This is a genomic window from Microbacterium sp. LWO12-1.2, assembly GCF_040675875.1.
In the GTDB taxonomy this organism is placed as follows: Bacteria; Actinomycetota; Actinomycetes; order Actinomycetales; family Microbacteriaceae; genus Microbacterium.
In genome coordinates this window covers 1,243,895-1,269,876 of record NZ_JBEGII010000001.1, presented here as the reverse complement: position 1 = coordinate 1,269,876, position 25,982 = coordinate 1,243,895, and the positions used below count along the sequence as shown (strand labels likewise).

Below are 25,982 nucleotides of genomic sequence, written 5' to 3'. Positions count from 1 at the left end.
GTCGTCCCCGGTGTCACTTGAGTATCTGAGGACGGTAACTGGTGTACTTCCAGCCACCCTATGGCGCATCCGGCGCTTACCCCCCGAAGCAGGGCATGTACAACCCGGCGTTCGAGAAGGACGCTTGTGGCCTCGCCATGGTGGCGACGCTCCGCGGCACCGCCGGGCACGACATCATCGCGCTCGCCCTCGAGGCGCTGCGCAACCTGGAGCACCGCGGTGCGATCGGGTCGGACGCCGGCACCGGCGATGGCGCGGGAATCCTGACGCAGATGCCGGATGAGTTCCTGCGCGCAGTCACCGGCTTCGAGCTGCCCCCGGTGGGGGAGTATGCAGTCGGGCTGGCGTTCCTCCCGCGTGATTCGAGCGAGCGTCGCCAGCAGAAGGCCGGCATCGAGAAGATCGCCCGTTCGGAGGGCCTGCGCGTGCTCGGCTGGCGCGAGGTCCCCACGGTCAACGAGCACCTCGGCAAGCTGGCCGACGAAGCACGCCCCGCGTTCGAGCAGCTCTTCGTGAGCGCCGGTGGGGCTACGCACTCCGACGCCCCGCTCACCGGAATCGCGCTCGACCGGGTCGCCTACCGTCTGCGCAAGCGCGCCGGCCATGAGCTCGGCGCCTACTTCGTGTCGCTGTCGAGCCGCACGCTCGGCTACAAGGGCATGGTCACGACGCTGCAGTTGGAGCCGTTCTACCCCGATCTGCAGGATGAGCGCTTCGCTTCGGAACTCGCCGTCGTGCACTCGCGCTACTCGACCAACACCTTCCCGTCGTGGCCGCTCGCGCAGCCGCTGCGCATGCTCGCCCACAACGGCGAGATCAACACGGTCGGCGGCAACCGCAACTGGATGCGTGCGCGTCAGTCGCAGCTCGAGTCCGAACTGCTGGGCGATGTGGCACCGCTTCTCCCGATCTGCACAGACGGGGCCAGCGACTCCGCGTCGTTCGACGAGGTGCTCGAGCTGCTGACCCTCACCGGTCGCAGCCTGCCGCACGCCATCATGATGATGGTCCCCGAAGCGTACGAGAAGCAGTCCGACATCTCGCCGGAGCTGCGCTCGTTCTACGAGTACCACTCGAACCAGATGGAGCCGTGGGACGGCCCGGCCGCCCTCATCTTCACCGACGGAACGCTCGTCGGGGCGACCCTCGACCGCAACGGTCTGCGCCCTGGACGCTGGACCGAGACGACCGACGGTCTGATCGTCATCGGCTCGGAGACCGGTGTGCTGAAGTTCGAGCCGGAGCGCATCAAGCGCCGCGGTCGCCTGCAGCCCGGCAAGATGTTCCTCGTCGACACCGCTCAGCGCCGCATCATCAGCGACCAGGAGCTCAAGCAGGACCTGGCCACCATGCACCCGTGGCAGGAGTGGCTGGATGCGGGGGCGGTACGGCTCGCCGACCTCCCCGAGCGCGAGCACATCGTGCACCCGCCGGCATCCATCACCCGTCGTCAGCGCACCTTCGGCTACACCGAGGAGGAGGTGCGCATCCTGCTGACCCCGATGGGGCAGAACGGCGTCGAGCCCCTCGGCGCCATGGGATCCGACACGCCCATCGCGGTGCTCAGCAAGCGTCCGCGCCTGCTGTTCGACTACTTCACGCAGCAGTTCGCGCAGGTCACGAACCCGCCGCTGGACTCGATCCGCGAAGAGGTCGTCACCAGCCTCAAGCTCGGGCTCGGTCCGGAGAGCAACCTGCTGTCCTGGGGGCCGGAGCACACCCGTACGGTGTCGCTCGACTTCCCCGTGATCGACAACGACGAGCTCGCGAAGATCCGGCACATCGACAAGGCACTTCCTGACCGTTCCAGTGTCACGATCCGCGGCCTGTACCACTTCGACGCCGGCCCCGAGACGCTGCAGGATCGTCTCACCGAGATGTGCGCCGAGGTCGACGCGGCCATCGAGAGCGGTGCCGAGTTCATCATCCTCTCGGACCGTGACTCGAACAAGGACCTGACACCGATCCCTTCGCTGCTCATGGTGGCGGCGGTGCACCACCATCTGATCCGCCGCGAGAACCGCATGAAGGTCGGTCTGATCGTGGAGGCCGGTGACGTCCGCGAGGTCCACCACGTCGCGACGCTGATCGGCTACGGGGCCTCGGCAGTCAACCCGTACCTGGCCATGGAGACGGTCGAGCACCTGGTGCGCACCGGCTACATCACCGGTATCTCGCCCGAGAAGGCCGTGAAGAACCTGATCTACGCGCTCGGCAAGGGCGTGCTCAAGATCATGTCGAAGATGGGGATCTCGACGGTCTCCTCCTACGCCGGCGCCCAGGTCTTCGAGGCCGTGGGGCTCAGCCAGGAGTTCATCGACGCCTACTTCACCCGCACCGAGTCCAAGCTCGGCGGTATCGGGATCGAGGAGATCTTCGCCGAGAACCAGGCGCGCCACGACTACGCCTACCCGGAGGACGCCGCCGCACGGGCGCACGAACGCCTCTGGACCGGCGGCGAGTACCAGTGGCGTCGTGACGGCTCCCCGCACCTCTTCAGTCCGGAGACGGTGTTCAAGCTGCAGCACTCGACCCGCACCCGGCGCTACGACATCTTCCGCGAGTACACCAAGCTCGTCGATGACCAGGCCGCCGAGCTCAAGACGCTGCGGGGACTCTTCACGCTGCGCACGGGAACGCGCAAGCCGGTTCCGCTCGACGAGGTCGAGTCGGTGTCCGACATCGTGAAGCGCTTCTCTACCGGTGCCATGAGCTACGGCTCGATCTCCCGCGAGGCGCACGAGACGCTGGCGATCGCGATGAACCGCATCGGCGGCAAGTCGAACACCGGTGAAGGCGGCGAGGACAGCGACCGTCTGGTCGACCCCGAGCGTCGCAGCTCGATCAAGCAGGTCGCGTCAGGTCGGTTCGGAGTCACGAGCCTGTACCTGACCGAGGCGGATGACATCCAGATCAAGCTCGCGCAGGGTGCGAAGCCCGGCGAGGGCGGACAGCTGCCGCCGACCAAGGTGTACCCCTGGGTGGCGCGCACCCGTCACGCCACCGCCGGCGTCGGCCTCATCTCACCGCCCCCGCACCACGACATCTACTCGATCGAAGACCTCAAGCAGCTCATCTTCGACCTGAAGCGCGCGAACCCCGAGGCGCGCATACATACCAAGCTGGTGAGCCAGTCGGGCATCGGCGCGGTCTCAGCCGGTGTCGCCAAGGCGCTCAGCGACGTGATCCTGGTCTCCGGCCACGATGGCGGAACCGGTGCGAGCCCGCTCAACTCGCTCAAGCACGCGGGTACGCCCTGGGAACTCGGTCTCGCCGAGACTCAGCAGACGCTCATGCTCAACGGCATGCGCGACCGCGTGGTCGTGCAGGTCGACGGCCAGCTCAAGACCGGTCGTGACGTGATCATCGGCGCACTGCTGGGTGCGGAGGAGTTCGGGTTCGCCACCGCACCGCTGGTGGTCAGCGGCTGCATCATGATGCGCGTGTGCCACCTCGACACCTGCCCGGTGGGCGTCGCCACGCAGAACCCTGCGTTGCGCGAGCGGTTCACCGGCAAGCCGGAGTTCGTCGTGAACTTCATGGAGTTCATCGCCGAAGAGGTGCGTGAGCTGCTCGCAGAGCTCGGCTTCCGGTCGATCGACGAGATCGTCGGTCGTGCGGACCTGATCGAGGTCAACGCCGCGGTCGAGCACTGGAAGGCCGACGGACTCGACCTCAGCCCGATCCTCGACGGACCCGCGTTCCCGGCCGGTGAACCGCGTCGCAGCGGACGCTCGCAGGACCACGAGCTCGAGAAGCACTTCGACGTGCAGCTGATCGACATCGCGAAGGGCTCCCTGCTGAACGGAGAGCCCGTCCTGGTCGAGCTGCCGATCGCCAACACCGAGCGCGCCGTGGGCACCATGCTCGGGCACCAGGTGACCTCGCGTCACGGGGCCGAGGGACTTCCCCGCGAGACCATCGATGTGACCCTCCACGGAACCGCCGGACAGTCACTCGGTGCGTTCCTCCCGCCGGGCATCATCCTGCGGCTGGAGGGTGACGCCAACGACTACGTCGGCAAGGGCCTCTCGGGTGGTGACATCACCATCCGGCCGCCGCGTGGCTCGTCCATCACCCCGCAGGAGAACGTGATCGCGGGCAACGTGATCGGCTACGGCGCGACGTCAGGCACCATGTTCATCTCCGGTGTGGTCGGCGAACGGTTCCTGGTGCGCAACTCCGGTGCCACCGCCGTCGTGGAGGGCGTGGGCGACCATGCGCTGGAGTACATGACCGGTGGTCTCGCCGTCATCCTCGGGTCGACCGGCCGCAACTTCGGCGCCGGCATGTCCGGGGGAGTGGCGTACGTCCACGCTCTCGACACCGCCAAGGTCAACTCCCAGTCGCTCGGCAGCGGCGAACTGCTCCTCGAGCAGTTGGACCGCGCCGACCTCGAAGTGCTCCGCAGTCTGCTGGTCGAGCACATCGAGCGCACAGCGTCTCCGCTGGCCTCCGAACTGCTCTCGCGGTTCGATGTCGCGGCGACCGAGTTCGTGAAGGTGCTCCCGCGTGACTTCGCCGCCGTGCGAAGCATGCGTGAGGAAGCAGTCGCCGAGGGCATCGACCCGGATGGCGATATCGTCTGGAACCGCATCCTGGAGGTGACCGGTGGCTGATCCCAAAGGTTTTCTGAAGGTCACCGAGCGGGAGCTCCCCGCCCGGCGTCCCGTTCCGGTCCGCATCATGGACTGGAAAGAGGTCTACGAACCCGGAGACCAGGCCGTGCTGCGTCGTCAAGCCGGCCGGTGCATGGACTGCGGCGTGCCGTTCTGCCACTCCGGATGCCCGCTGGGCAACCTGATCCCCGAGTGGAACGACCTGACGTGGCGAGGTGAGGGTCGCGCCGCGATCGATCGTCTGCACGCGACGAACAACTTCCCGGAGTTCACCGGGCGCCTGTGCCCGGCACCGTGCGAGAGCTCGTGCGTGCTCGGCATCAATCAGCCGGCCGTCACGATCAAGCAGATCGAGGTCTCGATCATCGACGAGGCCTTCGCCAAGGGATGGGTGGAGCCGCAGCCGCCGGCACGACTGACCGGCAAGACGGTCGCCGTGGTCGGATCGGGTCCTGCCGGACTCGCGGCAGCTCAGCAACTGACCCGCGCCGGCCACACCGTCGCCGTCTTCGAGCGCGACGACCGCATCGGTGGTCTGCTCCGTTACGGCATCCCCGACTTCAAGATGGAGAAGGGCCAGCTCGAGTCCCGACTGCGCCAGATGCAGGAGGAGGGCACGCGTTTCCGTGCCGGCGTCGAGATCGGCAAGGACATCTCCTGGCCCGACCTGCGGGCCCGGTACGACGCGGTCGTCATCGCGACGGGTTCCACCGTGCCGCGCGACCTCGCCATCCCCGGTCGCGACCTCGACGGCGTGCACTTCGCCATGGAATACCTGGTCGAATCGAACCACGCTGTCGCCGGTGACAAGGTCACCGATCAGATCAGCGCCGAGGGCAAGCACGTCATCGTGATCGGTGGCGGTGACACCGGCGCTGACTGCATCGGCACCGCCCACCGTCAGGGCGCGCTGAGCGTCACCAACCTCGCGATCGGCACGCAGCCGGGCACCGAGCGTCCCGACCACCAGCCGTGGCCGATGATGCCGACCTTGTTCGAGGTGTCCTCCGCTCACGAGGAAGGCGGTGAGCGGGTCTTCCTGGCCTCCACCGTCGAGTTCCTGTCGAACGAGGTCGGCGAGGTCCGGGCCCTCCGGGTCGCCGAGACCGAGTACATCGACGGACGTCGCGTGCCCAAGAGCGGCACCGAGCGCGAGATCCCCGCGGACCTCGTCCTCATCGCGATGGGCTTCACCGGACCGGAGCAGGACGGATACACCGACGAGACTCGTCCGCAGACGACGGCCCGCGGTGCCTTCGTGCGCGACTCCTCGTACGAGTCGACCGTTCCCGGCGTCTTCGTGGCCGGCGATGCCGGGCGTGGACAGTCGCTCATCGTGTGGGCGATCGCCGAAGGACGCGCGGCAGCGGCCAACGTCGATCGCTTCCTGATGGGCAGCACCGTGCTGCCGGAGCCGGTGCGTCCGAGTGATGTCGCGCTGGGCCTTCAGCCCGCGTAGGCTGAGCCGCGGCGCTTGCGCCTGTAGTACCTTCCCCCACCACAACCCTGGAGCATCTGTTGAGACGCGCGAAAATCGTCGCCACCCTGGGCCCTGCCACATCCACCTATGAGACTGTCCGCGCACTGATCGACGCCGGTGTGGATGTCGCACGCCTGAACCTCAGCCACGGCGACTACTCCGTGCACGAGAACAACTACGCCAATGTTCGTCGCGCCGCCGACGACGCCGGCCGTGCCGTCGCCATCCTGGTCGACCTGCAGGGCCCGAAGATCCGCCTCGGCAAGTTCGAGGCCGGCCCCTACGAGCTCGCCGAAGGCGACATCTTCAAGATCACCACCGAAGACATCATCGGCAACAAGGACATCTGCGGTACGACCTTCAAGGGTCTGCCCCAGGACGTCAAGCCCGGTGACTTCCTGCTGATCGATGACGGCAAGGTCCGCGTCGAGGTCGTCGAGTCCGACGGCGTCACCGTGACCACCAAGGTCATCGTCGCCGGAGCCGTCTCGAACAACAAGGGCATCAACCTGCCCGGTGTCGCCGTCAACGTCCCCGCGCTCAGCGAGAAGGACGAGGACGACCTCCGCTGGGGTCTGCGTATCGGCGCCGACCTGATCGCGCTGTCGTTCGTGCGTAACGCGGAGGACATCACCCGCGTGCACGAGATCATGGCGGAGGAGGGTGTCAAGGTCCCCGTCATCGCCAAGGTCGAGAAGCCGCAGGCCGTCGACGCCCTCGAGGGCATCGTCGACGCGTTCGACGCGATCATGGTCGCCCGTGGTGACCTGGGAGTCGAGCTGCCGCTCGAGGCCGTGCCGATCGTGCAGAAGCGCGCTGTCGAGCTCGCCCGCCGCAACGCGAAGCCCGTCATCGTCGCGACGCAGATGCTCGAGTCGATGATCAGCAGCCCCGTGCCCACGCGCGCCGAGACCTCGGACGTCGCCAACGCGGTGCTCGACGGTGCGGACGCCGTGATGCTGTCGGGTGAGACGAGCGTCGGTGACTATCCGGTCGTCGTCGTCGAGACGATGGCTCGCATCATCGAATCCACCGAGGAGCACGGCCTGGAGCGCATCGCGCCGCTCACCACCAAGCCGCGCACCCAGGGTGGTGCGATCACGCTGGCCGCACTCGAGGTCGCGGAGTTCGTCGACGCGAAGTTCCTCTGCGTGTTCACGCAGTCAGGTGACTCGGCTCGTCGTCTGTCGCGTCTGCGCTCGCGCATCCCGATGATCGCCTTCACCCCGGATCCCGACATCCGACGCCGCATGGCATTGACCTGGGGCGTCAGCTCGAAGCTGGTCGAGATGGTGCAGCACACCGACCTGATGTACCTGCAGGTGGATGACTACCTGCTCGGCAGCGGTCTGGCCCAGGAAGGCGACAAGGTCGTGGTGATCTCCGGATCCCCTCCCGGGATCGTGGGCTCGACGAACGACATCCGCGTCCACAAGGTCGGGGACGCCGTCAACGGCGCCGCTCCGATCTACAAGGAAGCGACCGTCTGATCTGACGGAAGAACGAAGGGGCGGGGCCATCGGCTCCGCCCCTTCGTTCTTCACTGTCCCCCTCAGCTGCCTTGCTTCCCTGGATCGGAGTACAGGTACTCCCTGATCGATGACGACTCCCGTGTCGCTTACGCGGAGAGCCACGGCGATGAGAAGGGCATGAGCACGACTGTCCGGCGCCGGTCCGCGCCTGCCTGTGCCTCGTGCTCGACGGCATCCGCGTCCGCCGGAAGTGCCTCACTGATCGCTGTGGCGCAAGGCCTAGCCACCCACCCAGAGCGCTAGGTTTGAGGAAGTTTTGACAGGTGCCGCCGATCGCGGTCCAGAGAGGGAGCATTCGGTGAAGACACGACTCGCAATCGTCGGAGATCAGCCGACTCGCGATCCCAAACTCGGTTTCGAGTCCTACGCTTCGGCCCTGATCGATGCGATCGAGGGTGGGCAGCCGGCACAATACACGCTAGGTCTTTACGGCCCTTGGGGATCGGGCAAGTCGTCCCTACTAGGAGCTCTGGCGTCCGGATTGCGCGATAACGGTAAGACCGTCGTCATCGAGTTCGATGCCTGGCGCTATCAGCCAGGTGGCGAGCTCGTCGCGTCTCTACTGACATTGATTGCGCGGTCGCTCTCCGGACACGCGAAGTTGAGAGAATTCGGTGAGAAGATTTGGCAGGTGGTCACAGCCATGGTGCGTGCGACTTCGTTGTCCGTCGGTGAGATCACGGGACCCAAGGCCACCATTGACGGTGGGGTCCTGGTCGACGCGCTTTCTCAAAGTCGTGCGCCTCTGAACTTCGTCGATGCGATACAGGAGATGCGCGCTGCGGCAGGCGCCGTGTCGGGAGAGCGAATCGTCGTTCTCATCGATGATCTTGATCGATGTTCTCCCTCGAACCTTGTGTCCGTTCTCGAGACGATCAACAATGTCATGGATCTGGAAGGGTTCGTCTTCGTGATCGCCCTCGATTACGACGTGTTGGTGAAGGCGATCACTGTTGCCTATCCGCATGTGTCGGGGCACGAGTTTATTGAGAAGATGGTGCAGATTCCCTTCCGAGTGCCACCGCTAAACACCGCATCTACTCACGTCCTGCGGGACCTCCTGCCGAATCTCAACAGTCTTGTCAGTCTTCAAGACGAGCGTTTCCAGTCAACCTTGCTTGAAGTGATTCGGCGGGCGCTTCGTGGTAATCCGAGGCAGGCCAAGCGGCTCGTCAATTCGTACCTCGTGCTCGACAGGATTCTCGTCGCTCAGAGGTCCAACTCTGACCGAACCCTTCTCCTCATCGTCCTCGGGCTGCAGTTCGGGTGGCCCGACGCCTATCGTCGTCTTCAACGAGCGGTGACGATAGGTGCCCTGGAACGCGCAGGAGAGCTGCACGACTATTTCCTTGAGGCCACAGATGAACAGGGGCTGGCGGATTTCCTGGACAAGGCACTGCTTGATGAACTCGCCTCAGTGTCGCTTCTCGAGATCATCCACCTTGCGGCAGCGACCGCACCAAGCACGTTCACTGACGACTACGACGTTCAAGTCGAAGATCTTGCTCATATGCTCGCAGTGCATGGATGGATCGAGGTTGACCTCGACATCTGGAAGCCCGGAGACGATGTCGAACAAGGCCACATCGTTCGATTGGCGTTGAGGGGAAAGCGTGTAGCGATCGAGATGCGCGAGTACACACAGGGTAACCAGGGCAAGAAACGTAGCGCCAAGACCGTATTCCACACGATCACGCATGTGCCGATCTCGGATGCGCAAGCGCTGGAACCGACGATCGAACGACTCTCGTCTTCTGCGGGCCTCAGCGCTTGGCGCAAGGAGAAGATGGCTCAGCGCCAGTCTCGTCTCGCCGATGTCACGCACCGCGTGTCGGGTCCTCAGCCCGCTGCGGGAAAGAGCGCACGACCGCCCCGGGCATAGGTTTCGTAACCCGGGTGTGCCCCGGTGTGCCAGTGGACTTAACGGCGACAGCAGATGAGCGGCCTGGGCCTAGGGGCAGGTGCTCGACGGCGTCCGTCCGGACGTCACCGTCGACAGCCACAGCAGCATCTCGGGCAGCGACGCATAGGCGGCGAGACCATGCGTGACTCCCGGGTAACGGTGGAAGGCGACGTCCGCCCCCTGCGAGCAGAGCAGCGTGACGTAGTCCTCGGTCGCCTTCGGCTTGACCAACTCGTCGGCCAGTCCCTGCCCCACGAAGACAGGAACGGTGAGAGGCTGCGACCCGGCGCTGTTCTCCTTCAGCAGTGTCTCCCACGGTTCCGTGGTGGACGGGTCGCTCCTCACATAGCCGCCGATGAGTGGATCGGCGATCGCGTGGATCTCCTTGTTCTGCGACAGCAGGCACAGTGCGGCCATCTCCGGCGTCGCCGCCGAACCAGCCGGGGTGAGGATCGCGGCGATCTCACCGTCGGGATACCGGTCGTCGTAGGCAGCCTCGTAGGCGGGGATGGCGTATGAGGCGATAGTGACGCCCGAGACGTTCACGATGTCGTCGCTCATGAGCTCGCTGAGGTTCGCCGCTGGAGCGGCTACGGCGACCCCGAGGAGCGTCAACTCCGGGGCGTACGTCGCGGCCCGCTCAGCGGCGAACAGGGCCGCCTGCCCGCCCTGGGAGTGTCCCCACAGCACGAACTCGTCACCCGTCTGCGCCTTGTCGATGGCACGGGCGGCCCTGACGGCATCCAGCACGCTGTTCGCCTCCGGAACCCCCAGAAGGTACGCAGAGGCGCCGTCGACACCCATCCCGGGATAGTCCGTCGCGACGATCGCGTAGCCCTCGGCGAGGAACTCATGGAGCCCTTCGATCAGCTGGAACGGATCCACACCCAGCGACGGCGCGCACTTCGCCGCGGCTCCGGTCGTCGGATGCCCCCAGGCGACGACCGTGCGGCCCTCCGCGGGGGCGGGCAGATCGGGAACGATCACGACAGCGGACACCGGGATGTCCGTACCGTGCAGATCGCGCGAGTGGTAGATCACTCGCCAGGCGGTCGAACCGAGTGGTGCGCTCGCGATCTCCTCGACACGGATGATGGTTCCGGGTTCCCCTGCAGGCAGGGGAGCGGGGAGTGTGTAGAACGCCGGGTCCGTCTGGAGATCGGCTTCGCCCTCGATGTGGCGGCGGATGGCATCGGCGCCGAGCACCCCGCCCAGCAGGGCTACGAGGACACCCGCGACGACGAACCCACGCCGGACTCGCCGGGTGCGGCTCCAGATATCCGCTGAATCGCGCGGGTGCATGAGAGATTTCTACCGCATCCCACGCATACTGTGTGTGCCGGCGGTGGGACTCGAACCCACACGCCCTTTCGGACAAAGCATTTTGAGTGCTCCGCGTCTGCCATTCCGCCACGCCGGCTCGTGTGTCGCGTCTACGACTTTAGCGCAGCGCAGCGGTCGTCGACCGCGCGGGCAGTGCGTGGCCGCTGCAGGGAGGCTCTCGACTAGGATGGGTCTGTGACCGAGGAAGATATGGCAGAACAGCCCACGGCATCCGCCCCGCGACGCGTCGTCGTCGCCGAAGACGAATCGCTGATCCGTCTCGACATCGTCGAGATCCTTCGCGACAACGGATTCGACGTCGTCGGAGAGGCCGGTGACGGTGAGACGGCTGTCGCACTCGCGACCGAGCTGCGCCCCGACCTCGTCATCATGGATGTCAAGATGCCGCAGCTCGACGGCATCAGCGCGGCCGAGAAGCTGCACAAGGGCAACATCGCGCCCGTCGTGCTGCTGACCGCGTTCAGCCAGAAGGAGCTCGTCGAGCGGGCGAGCGAAGCCGGCGCACTGGCCTATGTCGTGAAGCCGTTCACTCCGAACGATCTTCTTCCCGCGATCGAGATCGCCCTGGCCCGCCACGAGCAGATCATTACGCTCGAGGCCGAGGTCGCCGACATGGTCGAGCGCTTCGAGACCCGTAAGCTCGTCGACCGGGCCAAGGGCCTGCTCAACGAGAAGATGGGTCTGAGCGAGCCCGAGGCTTTCCGCTGGATCCAGAAGGCATCGATGGATCGTCGCCTGACGATGCAGGATGTCGCCAAGGCGATCATCGAGCAGCTCGCGCCCAAGAAGTAGTGGACCGTCTCGACGCCGCACACACGCTGCGTCCGGTCGGCATCGGTGATGGCGCAGCTCTGGCGCGCGCCTACCGCCGCAATCGTGAGCACCTGGCCCCGTGGGAGCCGGTGCGCGATGACGGCTTCTTCGATGAGGGCTGGCATGAACACGACGTCGCCCAGTACGTCGCGGATGCTCCCGCCGGCCGAAACGTGCGGCTCGTGATCGCTTCGGATGACGGCGAGATCCGCGGACGAGTGAACCTGAACAACATCGTGCGCGGCGCGTTCTGCAGCGCAGATCTCGGATACTGGGTCGAGAGCACACGACAGGGCCGTGGGCTCGCCACGCGGGCGGTGGAGTTAGCGCTCCGACACGCGCGGCAGGATCTGATGCTGCACCGCGTGCAAGCGGCCACGCTGGTTCACAACACCGCGTCGCAGCGCGTGCTCGCCGCGAACGGCTTCGAGCAGATCGGTCTCGCCCCGCGCTATCTGCTGATCGCCGGCGCCTGGCAGGACCACATCCTGTTCCAGCGTCTGCTGGAGGATCCGGTCACGGGGCGGCCGGGGCGTCCTTGATCATGTTGGTGATGCGGATCGTGGAGCAGCGCCTGCCCTGATCATCGGTGACGACGATCTCATGCACCGTGATGCTGCGGCCGAGGTGCACGGGCGTGCAGACACCGGTGACCACGCCGGAGGTGGCTGAGCGGGTGTGGGTCGCGTTGATGTCGACGCCGACGGCCAGACGGCCGGGACCGGCGTGCAGGTTCGCGGCCATGGATCCGAGCGACTCGCCGAGCACGACGTAGGCGCCGCCGTGCATGAGACCGACCGGCTGGGTGTTACCCTCCACCGGAAGCGTCGCGACGCAGCGCTCGAGGCTGAACTCGAGGAACTCCATGCCCATCTTCTGGGCCAGAGCACCCATCCCGCGGGCCGTGGCCCAGTCGAGTCCTTCGCTCGTGGCGACGTCGCTCATGAATCCTCCTCAGCGGGTGTCTGTCGTCCTCGTTAGGCTGACAGGGTGACGGACTCCGCAAAGCCTACCCTCATGGTCGTCGACGGCCATTCGCTCGCCTATCGTGCCTTCTTCGCCCTTCCGGTCGAGAACTTCACGACGAAGGACAACCAGCACACGAACGCCATCTACGGCTTCCTGTCGATGCTGGTGAACCTCATCAAGGCTGAGCAGCCCACCCACCTCGCGATCGCGTTCGACACCTCCCGTCACTCGTTCCGCACGGATGTGTACCCCGAGTACAAGGCCACCCGTTCCGAGACTCCGCAGGAGTTCCGCGGACAGATCCCGCTGCTGCAGGACTGCCTCGCCGCGATGTCGATCCAAGTGCTCACGAAGGAGGGGATCGAGGCCGACGACATCCTCGCGACTCTCGCCTCCCAGGGGGCGGCCCAGGGCTACGACGTGCTCGTCGTGTCCGGAGACCGCGACACGATCCAGCTCGTGACCGACGACGTCACGTTGCTCTACCCCTCGGTGCAGGGTGTCTCGCAGCTGAAGCGCTACGACCCCGTCACCGTGCAGGAGCGCTACGGGGTGCGTCCTGAGCAGTACCCCGACATCGCCGCCCTCGTCGGCGAGACCAGCGACAACCTCCCCGGTGTGCCGAAGGTCGGCGAGAAGACCGCGGTGAAGTGGCTGACGCAGTTCGGCTCGCTCGATGATCTCCTCGCCCGTGCCGAGGAGATCAAGGGCGTCGTCGGAGGCAATCTGCGCGAGCACATGGACGATGTGCGTCGGAACCGTCAGCTCAACCGACTGCTGACGGATGTCGAGCTTCCGGTCGCACCCGATGACCTCGCCGTCGCGCCCATCGATGCGCAGGCGGTGCGCGACATCTTCGCGCGGCTCGAGTTCCGCACGCTTCTGCCGCGGGTCTTCGAGGCCGTCGGCGCGGGCGAGGTCGCCGATGACCCGGCCTCGGCCGTGGTGCTCCCCGAGCCCGTGCAGGTGACGCCGTCCGAGTTCGTCGCGTGGGCCGAAGCGCAGGAGCAGGAGCTCGCGGTTCGCCTTGTGACGCAGGGCGGGGCTCCGGTGCGTATCGGCGCCTCGTCGGCCACCGAGCTGCGCGAGGTCGACTGGACCGCCGATGGCGCTGACACGCTGCGTGCGTGGATCGAATCCGACAGCGCCAAGGTGCTGCACGACGCGAAGCCCCAGGTGAAGGCGCTGCTGCGTCAGGGCGTCCGACTCGGAGGTCTCTCCTACGACACCAGCCTCGCGGGCTGGCTGCTGCGTCCGAGCTTCCCCGACAAGACGCTCGGCGACCTGGTCGAGCGCTATCTCGGTGAGAAGCTGCCTGAGGCGGACCCCTCGCAGCTGGTCCCCGAGACCGAAGGGGCGACTCCGTCACAGGAGGCGTGGTTCGCGCGCCGTGTGGCTGAGGCGCTGCGTGAGGATATCCCGGAGCCCGTGGCGAAGGTGCTCGTCGACATCGAGCTCCCGACGCTCCTGACGCTGGCCGACATGGAGGTCGCCGGCGTGGCGGTCTCGCACGAGGTGCTGTCGACGTTCTCGGGTGAGCTCGCGACACGGGCAGAGGGCATCGCCCAGGAGGCGTTCACGACGGTCGGGCGCGAGTTCAACCTCGGCTCACCGAAGCAGCTCCAGGAGGTGCTGTTCGAAGACCTCCAGCTCCCCAAGACCCGCAAGACTAAGACCGGCTATTCGACGGATGCCGCGGTTCTCGCCGACCTGCAGGAAACGAATCCGCATCCCTTCCTGAATCTGCTGCTGCAGCACCGTGAGGCGACCAAGCTCCGCCAGATCATCGAGTCGCTCGACACCGCGATCGGCGACGACCACCGTGTGCACACCACGTACGTCCAGACCGGGAGCCAGACCGGCCGCCTGTCGAGCACCGATCCGAACCTGCAGAACATCCCGGTACGCACCGAGGAGTCTCGCCGGATCCGCAGCGCATTCGAGGTGGGGGAGGGCTACGAATCCCTACTCACCGCCGACTACTCGCAGATCGAAATGCGGATCATGGCGCACCTCTCGGGCGATGAAGGACTCATCGAGGCGTTCAACAGCGGCGAGGACCTGCACCGGTTCGTCGGTGCGCGAGTGTTCGGCGTCGAGCCGAGCGAGGTGACCTCTGCCATGCGCACGAAGGTCAAAGCGATGTCGTACGGCCTCGTCTACGGTCTCTCGGCGTTCGGGCTGTCCAAGCAGCTGCGCATCGAACAGTCCGAAGCAAAGCAGCTGATGGTCGAGTACTTCGCGCGGTTCGGCGCGGTTCGCGACTATCTGCGCGCCTCTGTCATGAAGGCCAAAGAGGTCGGCTACACCGAGACGATCTTCGGCCGCCGCCGCCCGTTCCCCGACCTCGCCAGCCCCAACCGCGTCCTGCGGGAGAACGCAGAGCGTGCGGCTCTCAACGCCCCCATCCAGGGCAGCGCGGCTGACATCATGAAGATCGCACTGCTCCACATCCACGAAGACCTTCGGTCCGAGGGTCTTGCATCACGTGCGCTGCTGCAGATCCATGACGAACTCGTGGTCGAGGTCGCACCAGGGGAGTGGGAGGCGGCCGAGCGCATCGTCCGCGCGCGGATGGGCGATGCGGCCGAGCTCACAGTTCCGCTCGACGTGCAGGTCGGTCGCGGTCGCGATTGGAACGAGGCCGCGCACTGAGGTCTGCGGCCGTCGGAGTGACGGGGATAGGCTGGAAGGTATGACTTCAGCCCCCCGCACTCCCTCTGCCATCGACAAGGTCGCCGATGAATGGGTCGACACGATCGCTGTGCTCGCCCCGACACTCGGCACCTACATCGGACGCGACGAGGCGAACGACCGTTTCGGCGATCTGAGTCCGGCCGGGCATGACGAGATCGCCGCCGCGACGCGCAAGACTCTCCAGGAGCTCGATGCGCTCGAGCCCGTCGACGCGATCGACGAGGTGACGAAGGCGGACCTGAGTTCGGAGCTGCGGCTCGATCTCGAGTTCCACGATGCCCAGTGGCATCTGCGCGACCTGAACGTGATCGCCTCGGCCGCTCAGGATGTGCGTGCCGCGTTCGACCTGATGCCGACCGCGAATGCGGACGACTGGGCTGTCATCGCGACTCGCCTCGCCGCTGTTCCCGACGCCCTGCGCGGCTACACCGAGACCCTCCGGGCGGGCATTGCGGCCGGGGTGACCCCCGCACGTCGTCAGGTGATCGAGGTCGCCACACAGATCGACCGCTACACGGCCGACGACGGATTCTTCGCGGCGTTCGTCGCCGACGCGGGTCCAGAGGAGGGCCAGCTGCCGGCATCCCTTGCACGGACACTCGCCGACAACTCGGCCGCGGCGCGCGTCGCCTACGACGCACTGCGTCGATTCCTCGCCGAGGAGCTGGCCCCTGCCGCGAACGAGGTCGACGCCGTCGGACGCGATCTGTACGCGCTCAACTCCCGCCGCTTCCTCGGCGCAACGATCGACCTCGACGAGACCTACGAGTGGGGCAGGGAAGAGCTCGCCCGCATGGTGGCAGAGCAGACCGCGATCGCGCACGAGATCCTCCCCGGTGCGTCGGTCGAAGAGGCGGTCGCGCACCTCGAGGCCGACCCAGCACGCAAGCTGGTGGGCACGGAGGCGCTGCAGCGCTGGATGCAGGAGACCAGCGATCGTGCGGTTGCGGAACTGGGCGCCTCGCACTTCGACATCCCCGAAGCCATCCGCACCCTGGAGTGCATGATCGCTCCGACGCAGGAGGGCGGGATCTACTACACGGGTCCGACCGATGACTTCTCGCGTCCAGGGCGCATGTGGTGGTCTGTGCCCGAGGGTGTGACGGAGTTCGACACCTGGCGTGAACTCACGACTGTGTATCACGAGGGTGTGCCCGGCCATCACCTGCAGATCGCGCAGGCGGTGCACAACCGTGCAGAGCTCAACTCCTGGCGGCGCCTGCTTGCCGGCACGTCGGGCCACGCCGAGGGCTGGGCCCTGTACGCGGAGCGTCTGATGCAGCAGCTCGGGTATCTCGACGACCCGGCCGACCGTCTCGGCATGCTCGACGGTCAGCGCATGCGTGCCGCTCGCGTCGTGCTCGACATCGGCGTGCATCTCGGCAAGCCCCGCCTGGAAGGTGCAGGAGTGTGGGATGCGGAGTACGCGCTCGACTTCATGCGTAAGAACGTCAACATGTCTGACCAGTTCGTGCAGTTCGAGGTCAACCGCTACCTCGGCTGGCCCGGACAGGCGCCGTCGTACAAGGTCGGCCAGCGCATCTGGGAGCAGGTGCGCGACGCGGTGCAGGAATCGCAGGGTGACGCGTTCTCGTTCAAGGACTTCCACAAGCGCGCTCTCGACCTCGGCGGCGTCGGCCTCGACACGCTGCGCACGGCGCTGCTCCCGCGCTGACGGGAATGCCCGCCGGCCTCCGCGTGTTCATTCACGTGAATAGGAAGGGCTGACATGGCTATCGAATTCGGGCTGGACACGTTCGGCGACATCACCCGCGACGCGGACGGGGAGCTCCTCACGGGAGCACAGACGATCCGCAACATCGTCGCGCAGGCAGAACTCGCCGATTCCGTCGGCGTGGACTTCTTCGGCGTGGGCGAGCACCATCGCCCGGAGTTCGCCGTGTCCGCGCCTGAGATGGTGCTCGCGGCGATCGCGGCGCGCACGGAGCACATCCGATTGGGCACCGCGGTGACGGTGCTGTCGTCCGACGATCCTGTTCGGGTGTTCGAACGCTTCTCGACCCTGGATGCCGTCTCGAACGGGCGAGCGGAGGTCGTGCTCGGTCGCGGCTCCTTCATCGAGTCGTTCCCCCTGTTCGGCTACGACCTGCGCGACTACGACGCCCTGTTCGAGCAGAAGCTCGAGCTGTTCGTCGAGCTCCTCAAGGAGGAACCGGTGACCTGGTCGGGCACGATGCGGGCGTCGCTCGACAATGCGAACGTCTTCCCGAAGACCGAGAAGGGCCTGCGCACGTGGGTCGGCGTCGGGGGGAGTCCTGAGTCGGTCGTGCGCGTCGCCCGTCACGGCTTGGGGCTGATGCTGGCAATCATCGGCGGTTCGGCTGCCCGGTTCCGCCCGTTCGTCGACCTGTACCACCGCTCGGTCGCGTCTTTCGGCACCACCGAGCATCCGATCTCTGTGCACTCGCCCGGGCACATCGCCGACACGGATGCTGAGGCCTGGGATGCCGCCTACTCCGGATTTGAAGCGATGAACAACACCATCGGCCGGGAACGAGGCTGGCCGGTGTACAGCCGCGCACGATTCCAGAACGACATCGGCCCCGAGGGCGCGATCTACGCCGGATCACCGGAGCGGGTCGCGGCGAAGATCGCTGAGACCATCACCACCCTGGGGCTCGGTCGTTTCGACCTGAAGTACGCGACCGGCACCCTGTCCCACGAGTCGATGATGCGCAGCATCGAGCTCTATGGCACCGAAGTGATCCCGCGGGTGCGCGCGCTTCTCGCCCAGGAGTCCTGATCGTGGCCATGCTCTTCATCGCCCTACGATGAAGAGCATGGCCACCAACGATCTGCCGAGTCGCGCGTCGCTCGCAGCCCGTCTTGACGACCTGCCGTTCACCCGGCGCCACCTTCGACTGCTGAGCGGTTCGGGGGTGGGCTGGGCGCTCGATGCGATGGACGTCGGTCTCATCTCCTTCATCCTCGCCGCGCTCACGCAGCAGTGGGACTTGACGAAGGGCGAGGCAGGGTGGATCGCCTCGGTCGGCTTCATCGGGATGGCGTTGGGGGCGACGCTGGGCGGGCTGCTCGCCGACCGCTTCGGACGACGGCAGGTGTTCGCGCTGACGCTCCTCATCTACGGCGTCGCCACCGGTGCGAGTGCGCTCGTCGGCGGGATTGCGGCGCTTCTCGTGCTGCGGTTCCTCGTCGGTCTCGGGCTCGGTGCCGAGTTGCCCGTGGCATCGACGTACGTGAGCGAGTTCGCCCCCGCGCGGATCCGGGGTCGACTGATCGTGATCCTGGAGGCGTTCTGGGCGGTGGGGTGGACCGCGGCAGCGCTGATCGGCTTCTTCGTGATCCCGGCGTCCGATGACGGATGGCGCTGGGCGTTCGCCCTCGGAGCAATCCCGGCGGTCTACGCCCTGATCGTGCGCTGGGGGCTGCCGGAGTCGCCCCGCTGGCTGGCCTCGCGCGGACGCATCGCCGAAGCCGAACGGATCGTCTCGGCCTTCGAGGCCGACGCCGGTGTCCTGCGCGAACCGGCGATCCGGAAGGAACCGCCGTCCCGCGCCATGGCGGTGACGGTCCGGGCGCGACTGGCGACGCTGTGGAACACGGAGTTCCGGGTGCGGACGCTCTGCCTCTGGGCGGTCTGGCTGTGCGTGAACTTCGCCTACTACGGCGCCTTCATCTGGATCCCCAGCATCCTCGTCGACGCCGGCTTCGACCTGGTGCGCTCCTTCGGCTTCACGCTGATCATCACGCTTGCCCAGCTCCCCGGCTACGCCGTCGCCGCGTGGCTGATCGAAGTATGGGGGCGGCGTGTGACGCTGTCGGTCTTCCTGGTCGGAGCAGCGGTGTCCGCGGTCTTCTTCGGCACGGCGACGACAGAGCCGTCCATCATCGGCGCAGGAATGGCCTTGTCCTTCTTCACGCTCGGTGCGTGGGGCGCCCTTTACGCCGTCACTCCGGAGATCTATCCGACCTCGCTGCGGGGGACCGGCGCCGGCTGGGCCGCGGGTATCGGCCGCATCGCCTCGATCATCGCGCCTCTCGCGGTGCCGGTGCTGCTGCTCGCAGGTGGGGCTCCGCTCCTCTTCGTGATCTTCGGCGCGTGCTTCCTCGTCGCCGCGGCCGCCGCCTGGGGTTTGACGGATCGTCGCGGTATCGCCCTCGACGACCGCTGAGCATGCTGAGGCGCCCTGGGCGGGAATAGGCTGGTCGGGTGACTGACGTACGTTTCGTGGCCATCGGCGACTCCTTCACCGAAGGGGTGGGCGATCTGCTCCCCGACGGTCGCGAACGCGGCTGGGCTGACCTGGCGGCGCAGGGCTGGGCCGACGCGGCGGGGCGCCCGATCCAGTACGCGAACCTCGCCATCCGCGGCAAGCTCGCCTGGCCGATCGTCGAGCAGCAACTCGAACCCGCCCTGGCCCTTCGTCCCACGCACTTGAGCTTCAACGGCGGTGGCAACGACATGCTGCGACCGCGCACCGACCTGGAACACATCGCCGACGCGTTCAGCCGCGTACTCCGACGCTGCGACCAGGAGGGGGTCACGCTGATACTGCTCTCCGGTGCGAACCCGAGCAGGCAGCTGCCGATGGGCTCACTGGTGCAGAAGCGGGGTGACCTGCTCTCTGAGGCCGTGCTGCGCCGCGTCCAGGATCGCCCCGATGTGGTGCGCGCACTGAACTGGGGGGATCAGGAACTGTCTCGTGCGCAGTACTGGTCCGAGGACCGCCTGCACATGAACAGCGCCGGGCATCATCGTGTCGCCGCGCGCGTGCTGCACGGCCTCGGCTACGAGCCTCCGGCAGCCTGGTGGTCGCCGGCCGCCGCAGCCGCAGCGGGACCGTCCGGTCTCGCCTACTACCGGGAGTTCGTCGGCCCGTGGGTGAAGCGCCGCGTGACGCGCACCTCTTCCGGAGACGGCCGCGCGGCGAAGTATCCGACGTGGGTGGAGAGGACGCCGGCGTGACCCGACTCGCCGGACGGCGGATGCCCCGACGAATCGTGCAGCTTCTCGTCGGACTCTTCCTGTACGGGATCGGCATCGCTTTCATCGTGCGGGCAGCGATCGGCGCCGCCCCCTGGGACGTACTGACCCAGGGGATCGCCCGTCACGTACCGTTGACGTTCGGGATGATCACCATCCTCGTCAGCGTGGTCGTGCTGCTGCTCTGGATTCCGTTGCGCCAACGCCCGGGTGTCGGTACCGTGCTCAACGCCCTTCTCGTCGGACCTTCAGCGGATGTGGGCTTCCTGCTCATCCCCGAAACGGACTCGCTCTGGATCCGCGTCCCTTTCTTCGTGGTGGGACTGCTCCTGCTGTCAGCAGCGACCGGGTTGTACATCGGAGCGGCCTTCGGACCAGGGCCGCGCGACGGTCTCATGACCGGACTGCACCGCCGCACTGGCTGGGCGATCTGGATCGTGCGCACCGGGCTGGAGGTGACGGTCGTCGCCGTCGGCTGGGTGCTCGGGGGAAATGTGGGCATCGGAACGGTCGCATTCGCCCTGCTCGTGGGACCGATGTGTCAGTTCTTCATGCGGCTGTTCCGAGTACCGCTCGATCGACCGACGACATCCGAAGGGTCGGAATCAACCGTGACCTCACCGATCCACATCGCGGGCAGGACGACGCGGTGACCGACATCGAGATGGCGCGCATCGCCGGCGGCGAGGTCGTGTTGCACGACGCGCGAGAGAAGACACGTCGCAGGGTGCTGCTTCAGCCGTTCCAGATCGGTGTCTATCCGGTGACCGAGGAGCAGCTGGCAGAAGTGCTCGGCGTACCTTCGCGACACCCGCGACATCCTGCCGCCGACGTCAGCTGGTTGCGCGCGGTGCATTTCTGCAACGCTGCGTCGGAGTGGGAGGGTTTCGATCCCGTCTACCTGTTCGACGGCGAAGAGGTCACCTGGGACGTGACGGCAGACGGCTACCGGCTCCCCACGGAGGCGGAGTGGGAGTTCGCCTGCCGTGCGGGGTCGATCGGTCCTCACTACGCGCCGTTGGCCGATGCCGCGTGGACAGGCGCGGACGGCACCGCCACTCCGCAGAACGTCGGTGGGAAACTGCCGAACCTGAACGGGCTGTTCGACACGCTCGGCAACGTCTGGGAGTGGTGCTGGGATCTGCTCGACCCTGCACGATATGACGAGTACCGGGTGTTCCGTGGCGGCGGTTTCGCAGACGATGCCTGGAGCGTGCGCGCGTCGGTGCGGCGCGGGGGAGCTCCCCGTATGCATCACGAAGACGTCGGGCTGCGACTGGCGCGCGGGGACTTCGACACTCCGGGAGAGGCGCAGGGATGGTCTGCTCTCGCAGATCGGGAACGAGCGACCGCGGGAGACGGCCCCACCCCGTCGGGATGGACGCCACGCGGTCGCTGACACCGCTCATTTTGCCTGACGATACGGCGGGATGACAGGCTGGAGGATATGACCTCCCCGTTCTCGCTCATCGTCTCTCAGGGCCGCGTTGCCGACCGTACGGATGGAGCGCTCGTCGGCGCCCGACGGACGGCGGAGGCCCTCTCGACGCTGCTGAAGCTCACACCGACCGTCATCGGCACCCCGACCGCTGCGTCCACGGACGACTGGTCGGTGGCACTGCCTGCGGCCGAGTCGACACTGACCGGCCTGCGCGACGCGGTGCGTCTGGCGATCGACGCCGGAGAAGTCCCGCTCTTGGCGACGAACACCTGCGCGGCGAGTCTGGGAACGCTGCCGACCGTGGCGGAGAAGCACCCGGATGCCGTTGTGCTCTGGATCGACGCGCACGGCGACTTCAACACTCCGGCATCCACCGACTCCGGGTATCTCGGTGGCATGGTCCTCGCCGCAGCCTGCGGGCTGTGGGACAGCGGACACGGGGCTGGTCTGAACCCCCGTCAGGTCTTCGTGGTCGGCGGACGGGACGTCGATCCGATGGAGGGAGAGCTGCTGTCGAACGCCGGGGTCACCGTGGTGCCGCCGGCGGAGAGCACGCCTGAACGCATCACGGAGCTCGTCGCCGGTCGTCCCGTCTGGATCCACGTCGACTGGGACGTGCTCGAGCCCGGCTACATCCCCGCTGCCTACCGCGTGGGGGCAGGACTCTTGCCGCACCAGATCGCGGCCATCTTCGCGGCGCTCCCTGTCGACGCAGTGCGCGGAGTCGAACTCGCTGAGTTCGAGGCCGGTGACGCGGACGTGCCGGAGAGGGTGAGCATCGAACTCATCCTCGAGACCTTTCAGCACCTGCTGCGCTGAGACCGATCCGTCCCGGCGGGCACGAGATGGTCAACGGCGACGGTCGGGATCGAGCCCAATGCGGATGCGCGTGCGTTTCCGCTCGATCAGGATGAAGATCACGCCGATGATCCAGAGAGGCACGGGCATCAGGAAGGCCAGCCGGAAGGCGTCGAGCGAATAGGTCTCCGGCGTGCCCGCACCCTGCAGGTCGAGCGCGAGCCCGATCAGGAAGATCGCGATCAGAGCAGCGATGAACCCGCCGGCATTCGTCACACCGGTCGCGGTGCTGAGTCGGTGCGAGGGGTTGTGCGTTCGCGCGTGGTCGAAGGCGATCATGGACGCCGGCCCACCGGTTGCGAGCGCCACCCCGAGAACGTACAGCAGCCAGAGCGGCGCCGGATCGGGGAGCGCGATCACGAGGAGCCACGCCACCATCTGCACGCCCACGGCGGGGAGCACGAGCGCGAGTGAGCGATGGTTGGGCAACCGTCGGGAGAGATCGCCGATCACCGGACCGAGTGCCATCCCCGCGACGACGTACACGGAGATGATTCCTGCCGCGTGCGCGGTGTCGAGCCCCTGCGCCGCCGTCAGGAAGGGCATTCCCCACAGCAGCACGAATGCCGTCCCGGCGAAAGGGGTCGTGAAGTGCGACCAGAATGCGAGGCGCGTTCCGGGATGCGCCCATGCGGCCCGGATGCCGACGCCGGTGTCGATCGCCGAGGTGACGACCCGGATGACCCCGGTGTCGGTGTTCACAGTGACGTCTGCGCCACGCTCAGGCGGATGATTGCGGATGACCAGTGCGACGAGGATCGTGAAGAGAACACCGAGCCCTGCGATGCTCCCGAAAGTGATGCTCCAGGTGGTCGCATGCAGCAGCGCGGCAAGCGGCACCAGCGCGATGAGCTGTCCCGTCTGTCCGAGGATTCCGGTGAACTGCACCATGAGTGGTCCGCGCTGCGCGGGGAACCAGGTCGCCACGAGCCGGAGCACGGCAGGGAAGATCGCCGCATCACCGGCGCCGAGCAGCACGCGTGCGAACACCGCGATGCCGATGCTCGGTGACAGCGCCATGGTCAGCTGTCCTGCTGCCATCAACAGCATCCCGATGGTCATGATCGGACGCGAGCCGAAGCGATCAAGGAGCACCCCGATCGGAATCTGCATGCCCCCGTACACGGCCAGCTGCACGACGGCGAACAGGGCGAGGGTCGACGCATCCGCCTGGAAGCGGTCAGCGGCCTCGACCCCGACGGCTCCCAGCGAGGTGCGGTTGGTGATCGCGAGGACGTAGGCGGCGACGCCGACCGACCAGATCACCCATGCGCGCCACCCCGGAGTCGAGACGGGGGAGAGGGGGACACGCTGCACCCTTCCACGCTACTCCTCGTCGTCCGCCGCCTCGTGCCACTGGACACCGTCGAGCATCCGACGAGTCCACCGGAAACGGAAGAGGTGCCCCGCGACAGAGTCACGGGGCACCTCTTCCGGTGTGACGAGTGTCAGCCGGCGCAGATCGTGCTGAGCGCCGTCGACGACTCCTGCACGTCAGCCATGATCGTGGTCATCTCCGACGCCGCGGAGGTGTCCTGATCGATCAGGACTTTCGAGAGCACGTCGCGCAGAGCGCCGAAGTCGTCGTAGACGTCGCCCACGGCAGCCTTGACCTCAGGGTTGCCCACGGACTCAGCAGCGGCGCCGATCGCGTCGACCGTCTTGCTGAATGCGTCGACGGTGCCCTGCGGGTCAGCAGCAGCGGCGGACACGTCGAGGGAGGACAGCTCCTGAGACGCTGCCTGGACCTTCGTGCCGGCCTCGGTGCACGCGTCGGCAACGCTCTGGTCGGTGTTCTGCTCGGCAGGAGCCGAGTTCTCGCCCTTGGTCGACGACTCGTCGGTCGCGCTCGGCGAACCCGAGCAGGCGGTCAGGCCGAGGACGGCAACAGCGGCGATGGTCAATGCGGCAATACGGCGGTTCATGAAAATTCCCCCTTCATAGGCGCTGCCGATCGACAGCGCCTTCTATACAAACGGGAGTCAGTCAACCACATCCGGGTGTCGTTGTGGGGTCGGCGCGCGACGTGGCCCCTCGCCGCGAACCCCGATGTGAATCCGGACCTAAAGTGGAGGAGACGTCGCCGCAGCGACGGAGAACAGTAGGCCGAGGCGCAGGAGTGGGTGGATGATGTCTGAAGCCGACACTCGCGAGGCCGATCTGAGTGGCCCCGACGCGGCCGTCGTGAGTGCGCTCGTGCGCACGTACCTGGTCAAGACCGAGCAGGAGAAGCAGGAGGAAGGGGTCGCTCCTGGACCTCGGGGCTCGCTTCCCGAGAACTATGTGCGCGAAGTCGGCGATCCCGCGGTGGCGTACGCCGGGTGCCGCGTCATCATTGCCGACATCGACGGGCAGCCCGCCGGAGTGGTGATCGTGGGCGATGGCGCAGGGACGCACGAGATTAAACGCCTCTGGACGGAGCCGCGAGCGCGCGGCCGAGGTGTCGGTCGAGCGCTGCTGGCGGCGGCGATCGATTCGTCTGACGGACCGCTGAGCCTCACCGTGTGGCACTGGCGCGCACCGGCGATCAGGCTTTACGAATCCCTCGGATTCGTCCGCGTCGCTTCATGGGATGCTCGCCCAGGGCTGGTGTGCATGGTGAGGAATCCCGAACCCTCCATCTGAGCGAGCGCGGACGCCTAGAGCGCCGGCGGACGGGCTCTGGGCTCAGCCGCCGGGGCAGTCGCAGTCGCCGCCGCTGTGACATTGGCAGGGGAGTGGTCGATAGTCGGAGCCGTCCACGCTTCGCCGCAGGTCGAGCTCATCCAGATAGACCTCGATCGACTCGCCGTCATCGCGCACTTCGTCGCCGAGCGCCGGGCCCACGGCGTCGCCGCAGTCGGCGGGCAGCGTATCGATGCGCGATCCATCAGGGGAGACGAGGAGCACGAAGCACACGCGACCCTCATCGGAACTGATGAAGAATCCTCCACCACGCGTGACGTCGACCTTCGTCGTCAGCGTGAGAGCCGTTCCTTCGTCGGTCTTCGCCAGGTCGATGAGCGTCCAAATGCCGGGAGGGATCTCGAGCGTCGGGTCTGACAGTGCCGCCCGCGCGTCCGCGATGCCCCCGACCTCGGGTATCGCAGCCTCAGGGTCAGCCGCGAGCTCACCACGGAACTGCCAGGTGGCATCCTGAGCGCCTTCGACCATGTCCGCCAGCTCTGACTTCAGCTGACGATCCATCTGCGCTTCCGGGCTGATCCAGGAACATCCGGAGATCACACCGGCGGCGACCAGCACGATGGCGGCGACGCCGGCGAGTCGAGCCTTCGTGACCTTTTTCACGGAGACAGCGTGGCACAGGACATATCCCGATACTGGAATATTTGATGCGCCGCCTTGCCACGGCGCCCGAGT

20 protein-coding genes and 1 tRNA gene are annotated in these 25,982 nt (G+C 66.7%); 15 read left to right on the top strand and 6 right to left on the bottom strand.

What is annotated here, in order from left to right; translation table 11 throughout:
* Positions 1-95: 95 nt before the first annotated feature.
* From gltB to MRBLWO12_RS05990, 4 genes are all read left to right on the top strand, one after another.
* Positions 96-4,619: a glutamate synthase large subunit gene (gene gltB / locus MRBLWO12_RS06005; protein ID WP_363558542.1), complete on the top strand. Its 4,524-nt coding sequence runs from the start codon at positions 96-98 to the stop codon at positions 4,617-4,619.
* The gene (locus tag MRBLWO12_RS06000; protein WP_363553639.1) at positions 4,612-6,078 is read left to right on the top strand and encodes a glutamate synthase subunit beta; all 1,467 of its coding nucleotides are present in this window, start codon (positions 4,612-4,614) and stop codon (positions 6,076-6,078) included. Before gltB ends, MRBLWO12_RS06000 begins: the two co-directional genes overlap by 8 nt.
* Before the next feature lie 59 nt (positions 6,079-6,137).
* Positions 6,138-7,589: a pyruvate kinase gene (gene pyk, locus MRBLWO12_RS05995; protein ID WP_363553637.1), complete on the top strand. Its 1,452-nt coding sequence runs from the start codon at positions 6,138-6,140 to the stop codon at positions 7,587-7,589.
* 340 nt (positions 7,590-7,929) lie between these two features.
* A complete protein-coding gene (locus MRBLWO12_RS05990; RefSeq protein WP_363553635.1) occupies positions 7,930-9,513 on the top strand; it encodes a KAP family P-loop NTPase fold protein in 1,584 nt (527 codons plus the stop codon).
* A 69-nt stretch (positions 9,514-9,582) separates the two neighbouring features.
* Here the strand turns inward: MRBLWO12_RS05990 and MRBLWO12_RS05985 are convergent, their stop codons facing one another.
* Together MRBLWO12_RS05985 and MRBLWO12_RS05980 are read right to left on the bottom strand one after the other, a co-directional pair.
* Positions 9,583-10,836 carry an alpha/beta fold hydrolase gene (locus MRBLWO12_RS05985; protein WP_363553633.1) on the bottom strand — a complete coding sequence of 418 codons (1,254 nt, stop codon included), beginning with the start codon at positions 10,834-10,836 and terminating at the stop codon, positions 9,583-9,585.
* A gap of 35 nt (positions 10,837-10,871) precedes the next feature.
* Positions 10,872-10,954 (bottom strand) — tRNA-Leu (locus MRBLWO12_RS05980).
* A 113-nt stretch (positions 10,955-11,067) separates the two neighbouring features.
* On the opposite strand from MRBLWO12_RS05980, the gene MRBLWO12_RS05975 reads away from it, so the two are divergent.
* Both MRBLWO12_RS05975 and MRBLWO12_RS05970 read left to right on the top strand, forming a co-directional pair.
* Complete coding sequence (locus MRBLWO12_RS05975) at positions 11,068-11,670, top strand: ANTAR domain-containing response regulator (protein ID WP_141873184.1); 603 nt, start codon at positions 11,068-11,070, stop codon at positions 11,668-11,670.
* On the top strand, positions 11,670-12,233 hold the full coding sequence (locus MRBLWO12_RS05970; protein ID WP_363553631.1) for a GNAT family N-acetyltransferase: 564 nt from the start codon (positions 11,670-11,672) through the stop codon (positions 12,231-12,233). Before MRBLWO12_RS05975 ends, MRBLWO12_RS05970 begins: the two co-directional genes overlap by 1 nt.
* On the opposite strand, the gene MRBLWO12_RS05965 is transcribed toward MRBLWO12_RS05970, so the two are convergent.
* Positions 12,208-12,636 (bottom strand): hotdog fold thioesterase, encoded by a 429-nt coding sequence (locus tag MRBLWO12_RS05965; RefSeq protein ID WP_363553629.1) that lies wholly within the window; start codon positions 12,634-12,636, stop codon positions 12,208-12,210. The genes MRBLWO12_RS05970 and MRBLWO12_RS05965 overlap by 26 nt on opposite strands.
* Before the next feature lie 45 nt (positions 12,637-12,681).
* On the opposite strand from MRBLWO12_RS05965, the gene polA reads away from it, so the two are divergent.
* From polA to MRBLWO12_RS05925, 8 genes are read left to right on the top strand one after another with little or no spacing between them, the layout of a single operon-like run.
* Complete coding sequence (gene polA / locus MRBLWO12_RS05960) at positions 12,682-15,315, top strand: DNA polymerase I (protein ID WP_363553627.1); 2,634 nt, start codon at positions 12,682-12,684, stop codon at positions 15,313-15,315.
* A 40-nt stretch (positions 15,316-15,355) separates the two neighbouring features.
* Complete coding sequence (locus MRBLWO12_RS05955) at positions 15,356-17,032, top strand: DUF885 domain-containing protein (RefSeq protein WP_363553625.1); 1,677 nt, start codon at positions 15,356-15,358, stop codon at positions 17,030-17,032.
* Positions 17,033-17,086: 54 nt separating this feature from the next.
* A complete protein-coding gene (locus MRBLWO12_RS05950) occupies positions 17,087-18,121 on the top strand; it encodes an LLM class flavin-dependent oxidoreductase (protein WP_363553623.1) in 1,035 nt (344 codons plus the stop codon).
* 37 nt (positions 18,122-18,158) lie between these two features.
* Entirely contained in the window at positions 18,159-19,511 is a 1,353-nt protein-coding gene (locus tag MRBLWO12_RS05945) for an MFS transporter (RefSeq protein ID WP_363553621.1), read from the top strand.
* A gap of 38 nt (positions 19,512-19,549) precedes the next feature.
* Entirely contained in the window at positions 19,550-20,305 is a 756-nt protein-coding gene (locus MRBLWO12_RS05940; RefSeq protein ID WP_363553619.1) for an SGNH/GDSL hydrolase family protein, read from the top strand.
* A complete protein-coding gene (locus tag MRBLWO12_RS05935; protein WP_363553617.1) occupies positions 20,302-20,976 on the top strand; it encodes a YczE/YyaS/YitT family protein in 675 nt (224 codons plus the stop codon). Before MRBLWO12_RS05940 ends, MRBLWO12_RS05935 begins: the two co-directional genes overlap by 4 nt.
* A complete protein-coding gene (locus tag MRBLWO12_RS05930) occupies positions 20,973-21,722 on the top strand; it encodes a formylglycine-generating enzyme family protein (RefSeq protein ID WP_363553615.1) in 750 nt (249 codons plus the stop codon). The genes MRBLWO12_RS05935 and MRBLWO12_RS05930 overlap by 4 nt, the downstream gene beginning before the upstream one ends.
* Before the next feature lie 48 nt (positions 21,723-21,770).
* The gene (locus tag MRBLWO12_RS05925; protein WP_363553613.1) at positions 21,771-22,583 is read left to right on the top strand and encodes an arginase family protein; all 813 of its coding nucleotides are present in this window, start codon (positions 21,771-21,773) and stop codon (positions 22,581-22,583) included.
* A gap of 30 nt (positions 22,584-22,613) precedes the next feature.
* Here MRBLWO12_RS05925 and MRBLWO12_RS05920 read toward each other — a convergent pair whose 3' ends face one another.
* Positions 22,614-23,939 (bottom strand): MFS transporter, encoded by a 1,326-nt coding sequence (locus MRBLWO12_RS05920; RefSeq protein WP_363553611.1) that lies wholly within the window; start codon positions 23,937-23,939, stop codon positions 22,614-22,616.
* Positions 23,940-24,070: 131 nt separating this feature from the next.
* On the bottom strand, positions 24,071-24,547 hold the full coding sequence (locus MRBLWO12_RS05915) for a hypothetical protein (protein ID WP_363553609.1): 477 nt from the start codon (positions 24,545-24,547) through the stop codon (positions 24,071-24,073).
* A 202-nt stretch (positions 24,548-24,749) separates the two neighbouring features.
* Between MRBLWO12_RS05915 and MRBLWO12_RS05910 the strand changes: the two genes are divergently transcribed.
* Positions 24,750-25,247 carry a GNAT family N-acetyltransferase gene (locus tag MRBLWO12_RS05910; protein WP_363553607.1) on the top strand — a complete coding sequence of 166 codons (498 nt, stop codon included), beginning with the start codon at positions 24,750-24,752 and terminating at the stop codon, positions 25,245-25,247.
* A gap of 42 nt (positions 25,248-25,289) precedes the next feature.
* Here MRBLWO12_RS05910 and MRBLWO12_RS05905 read toward each other — a convergent pair whose 3' ends face one another.
* The gene (locus tag MRBLWO12_RS05905) at positions 25,290-25,910 is read right to left on the bottom strand and encodes a hypothetical protein (protein WP_363553605.1); all 621 of its coding nucleotides are present in this window, start codon (positions 25,908-25,910) and stop codon (positions 25,290-25,292) included.
* Positions 25,911-25,982 lie beyond the last annotated feature (72 nt).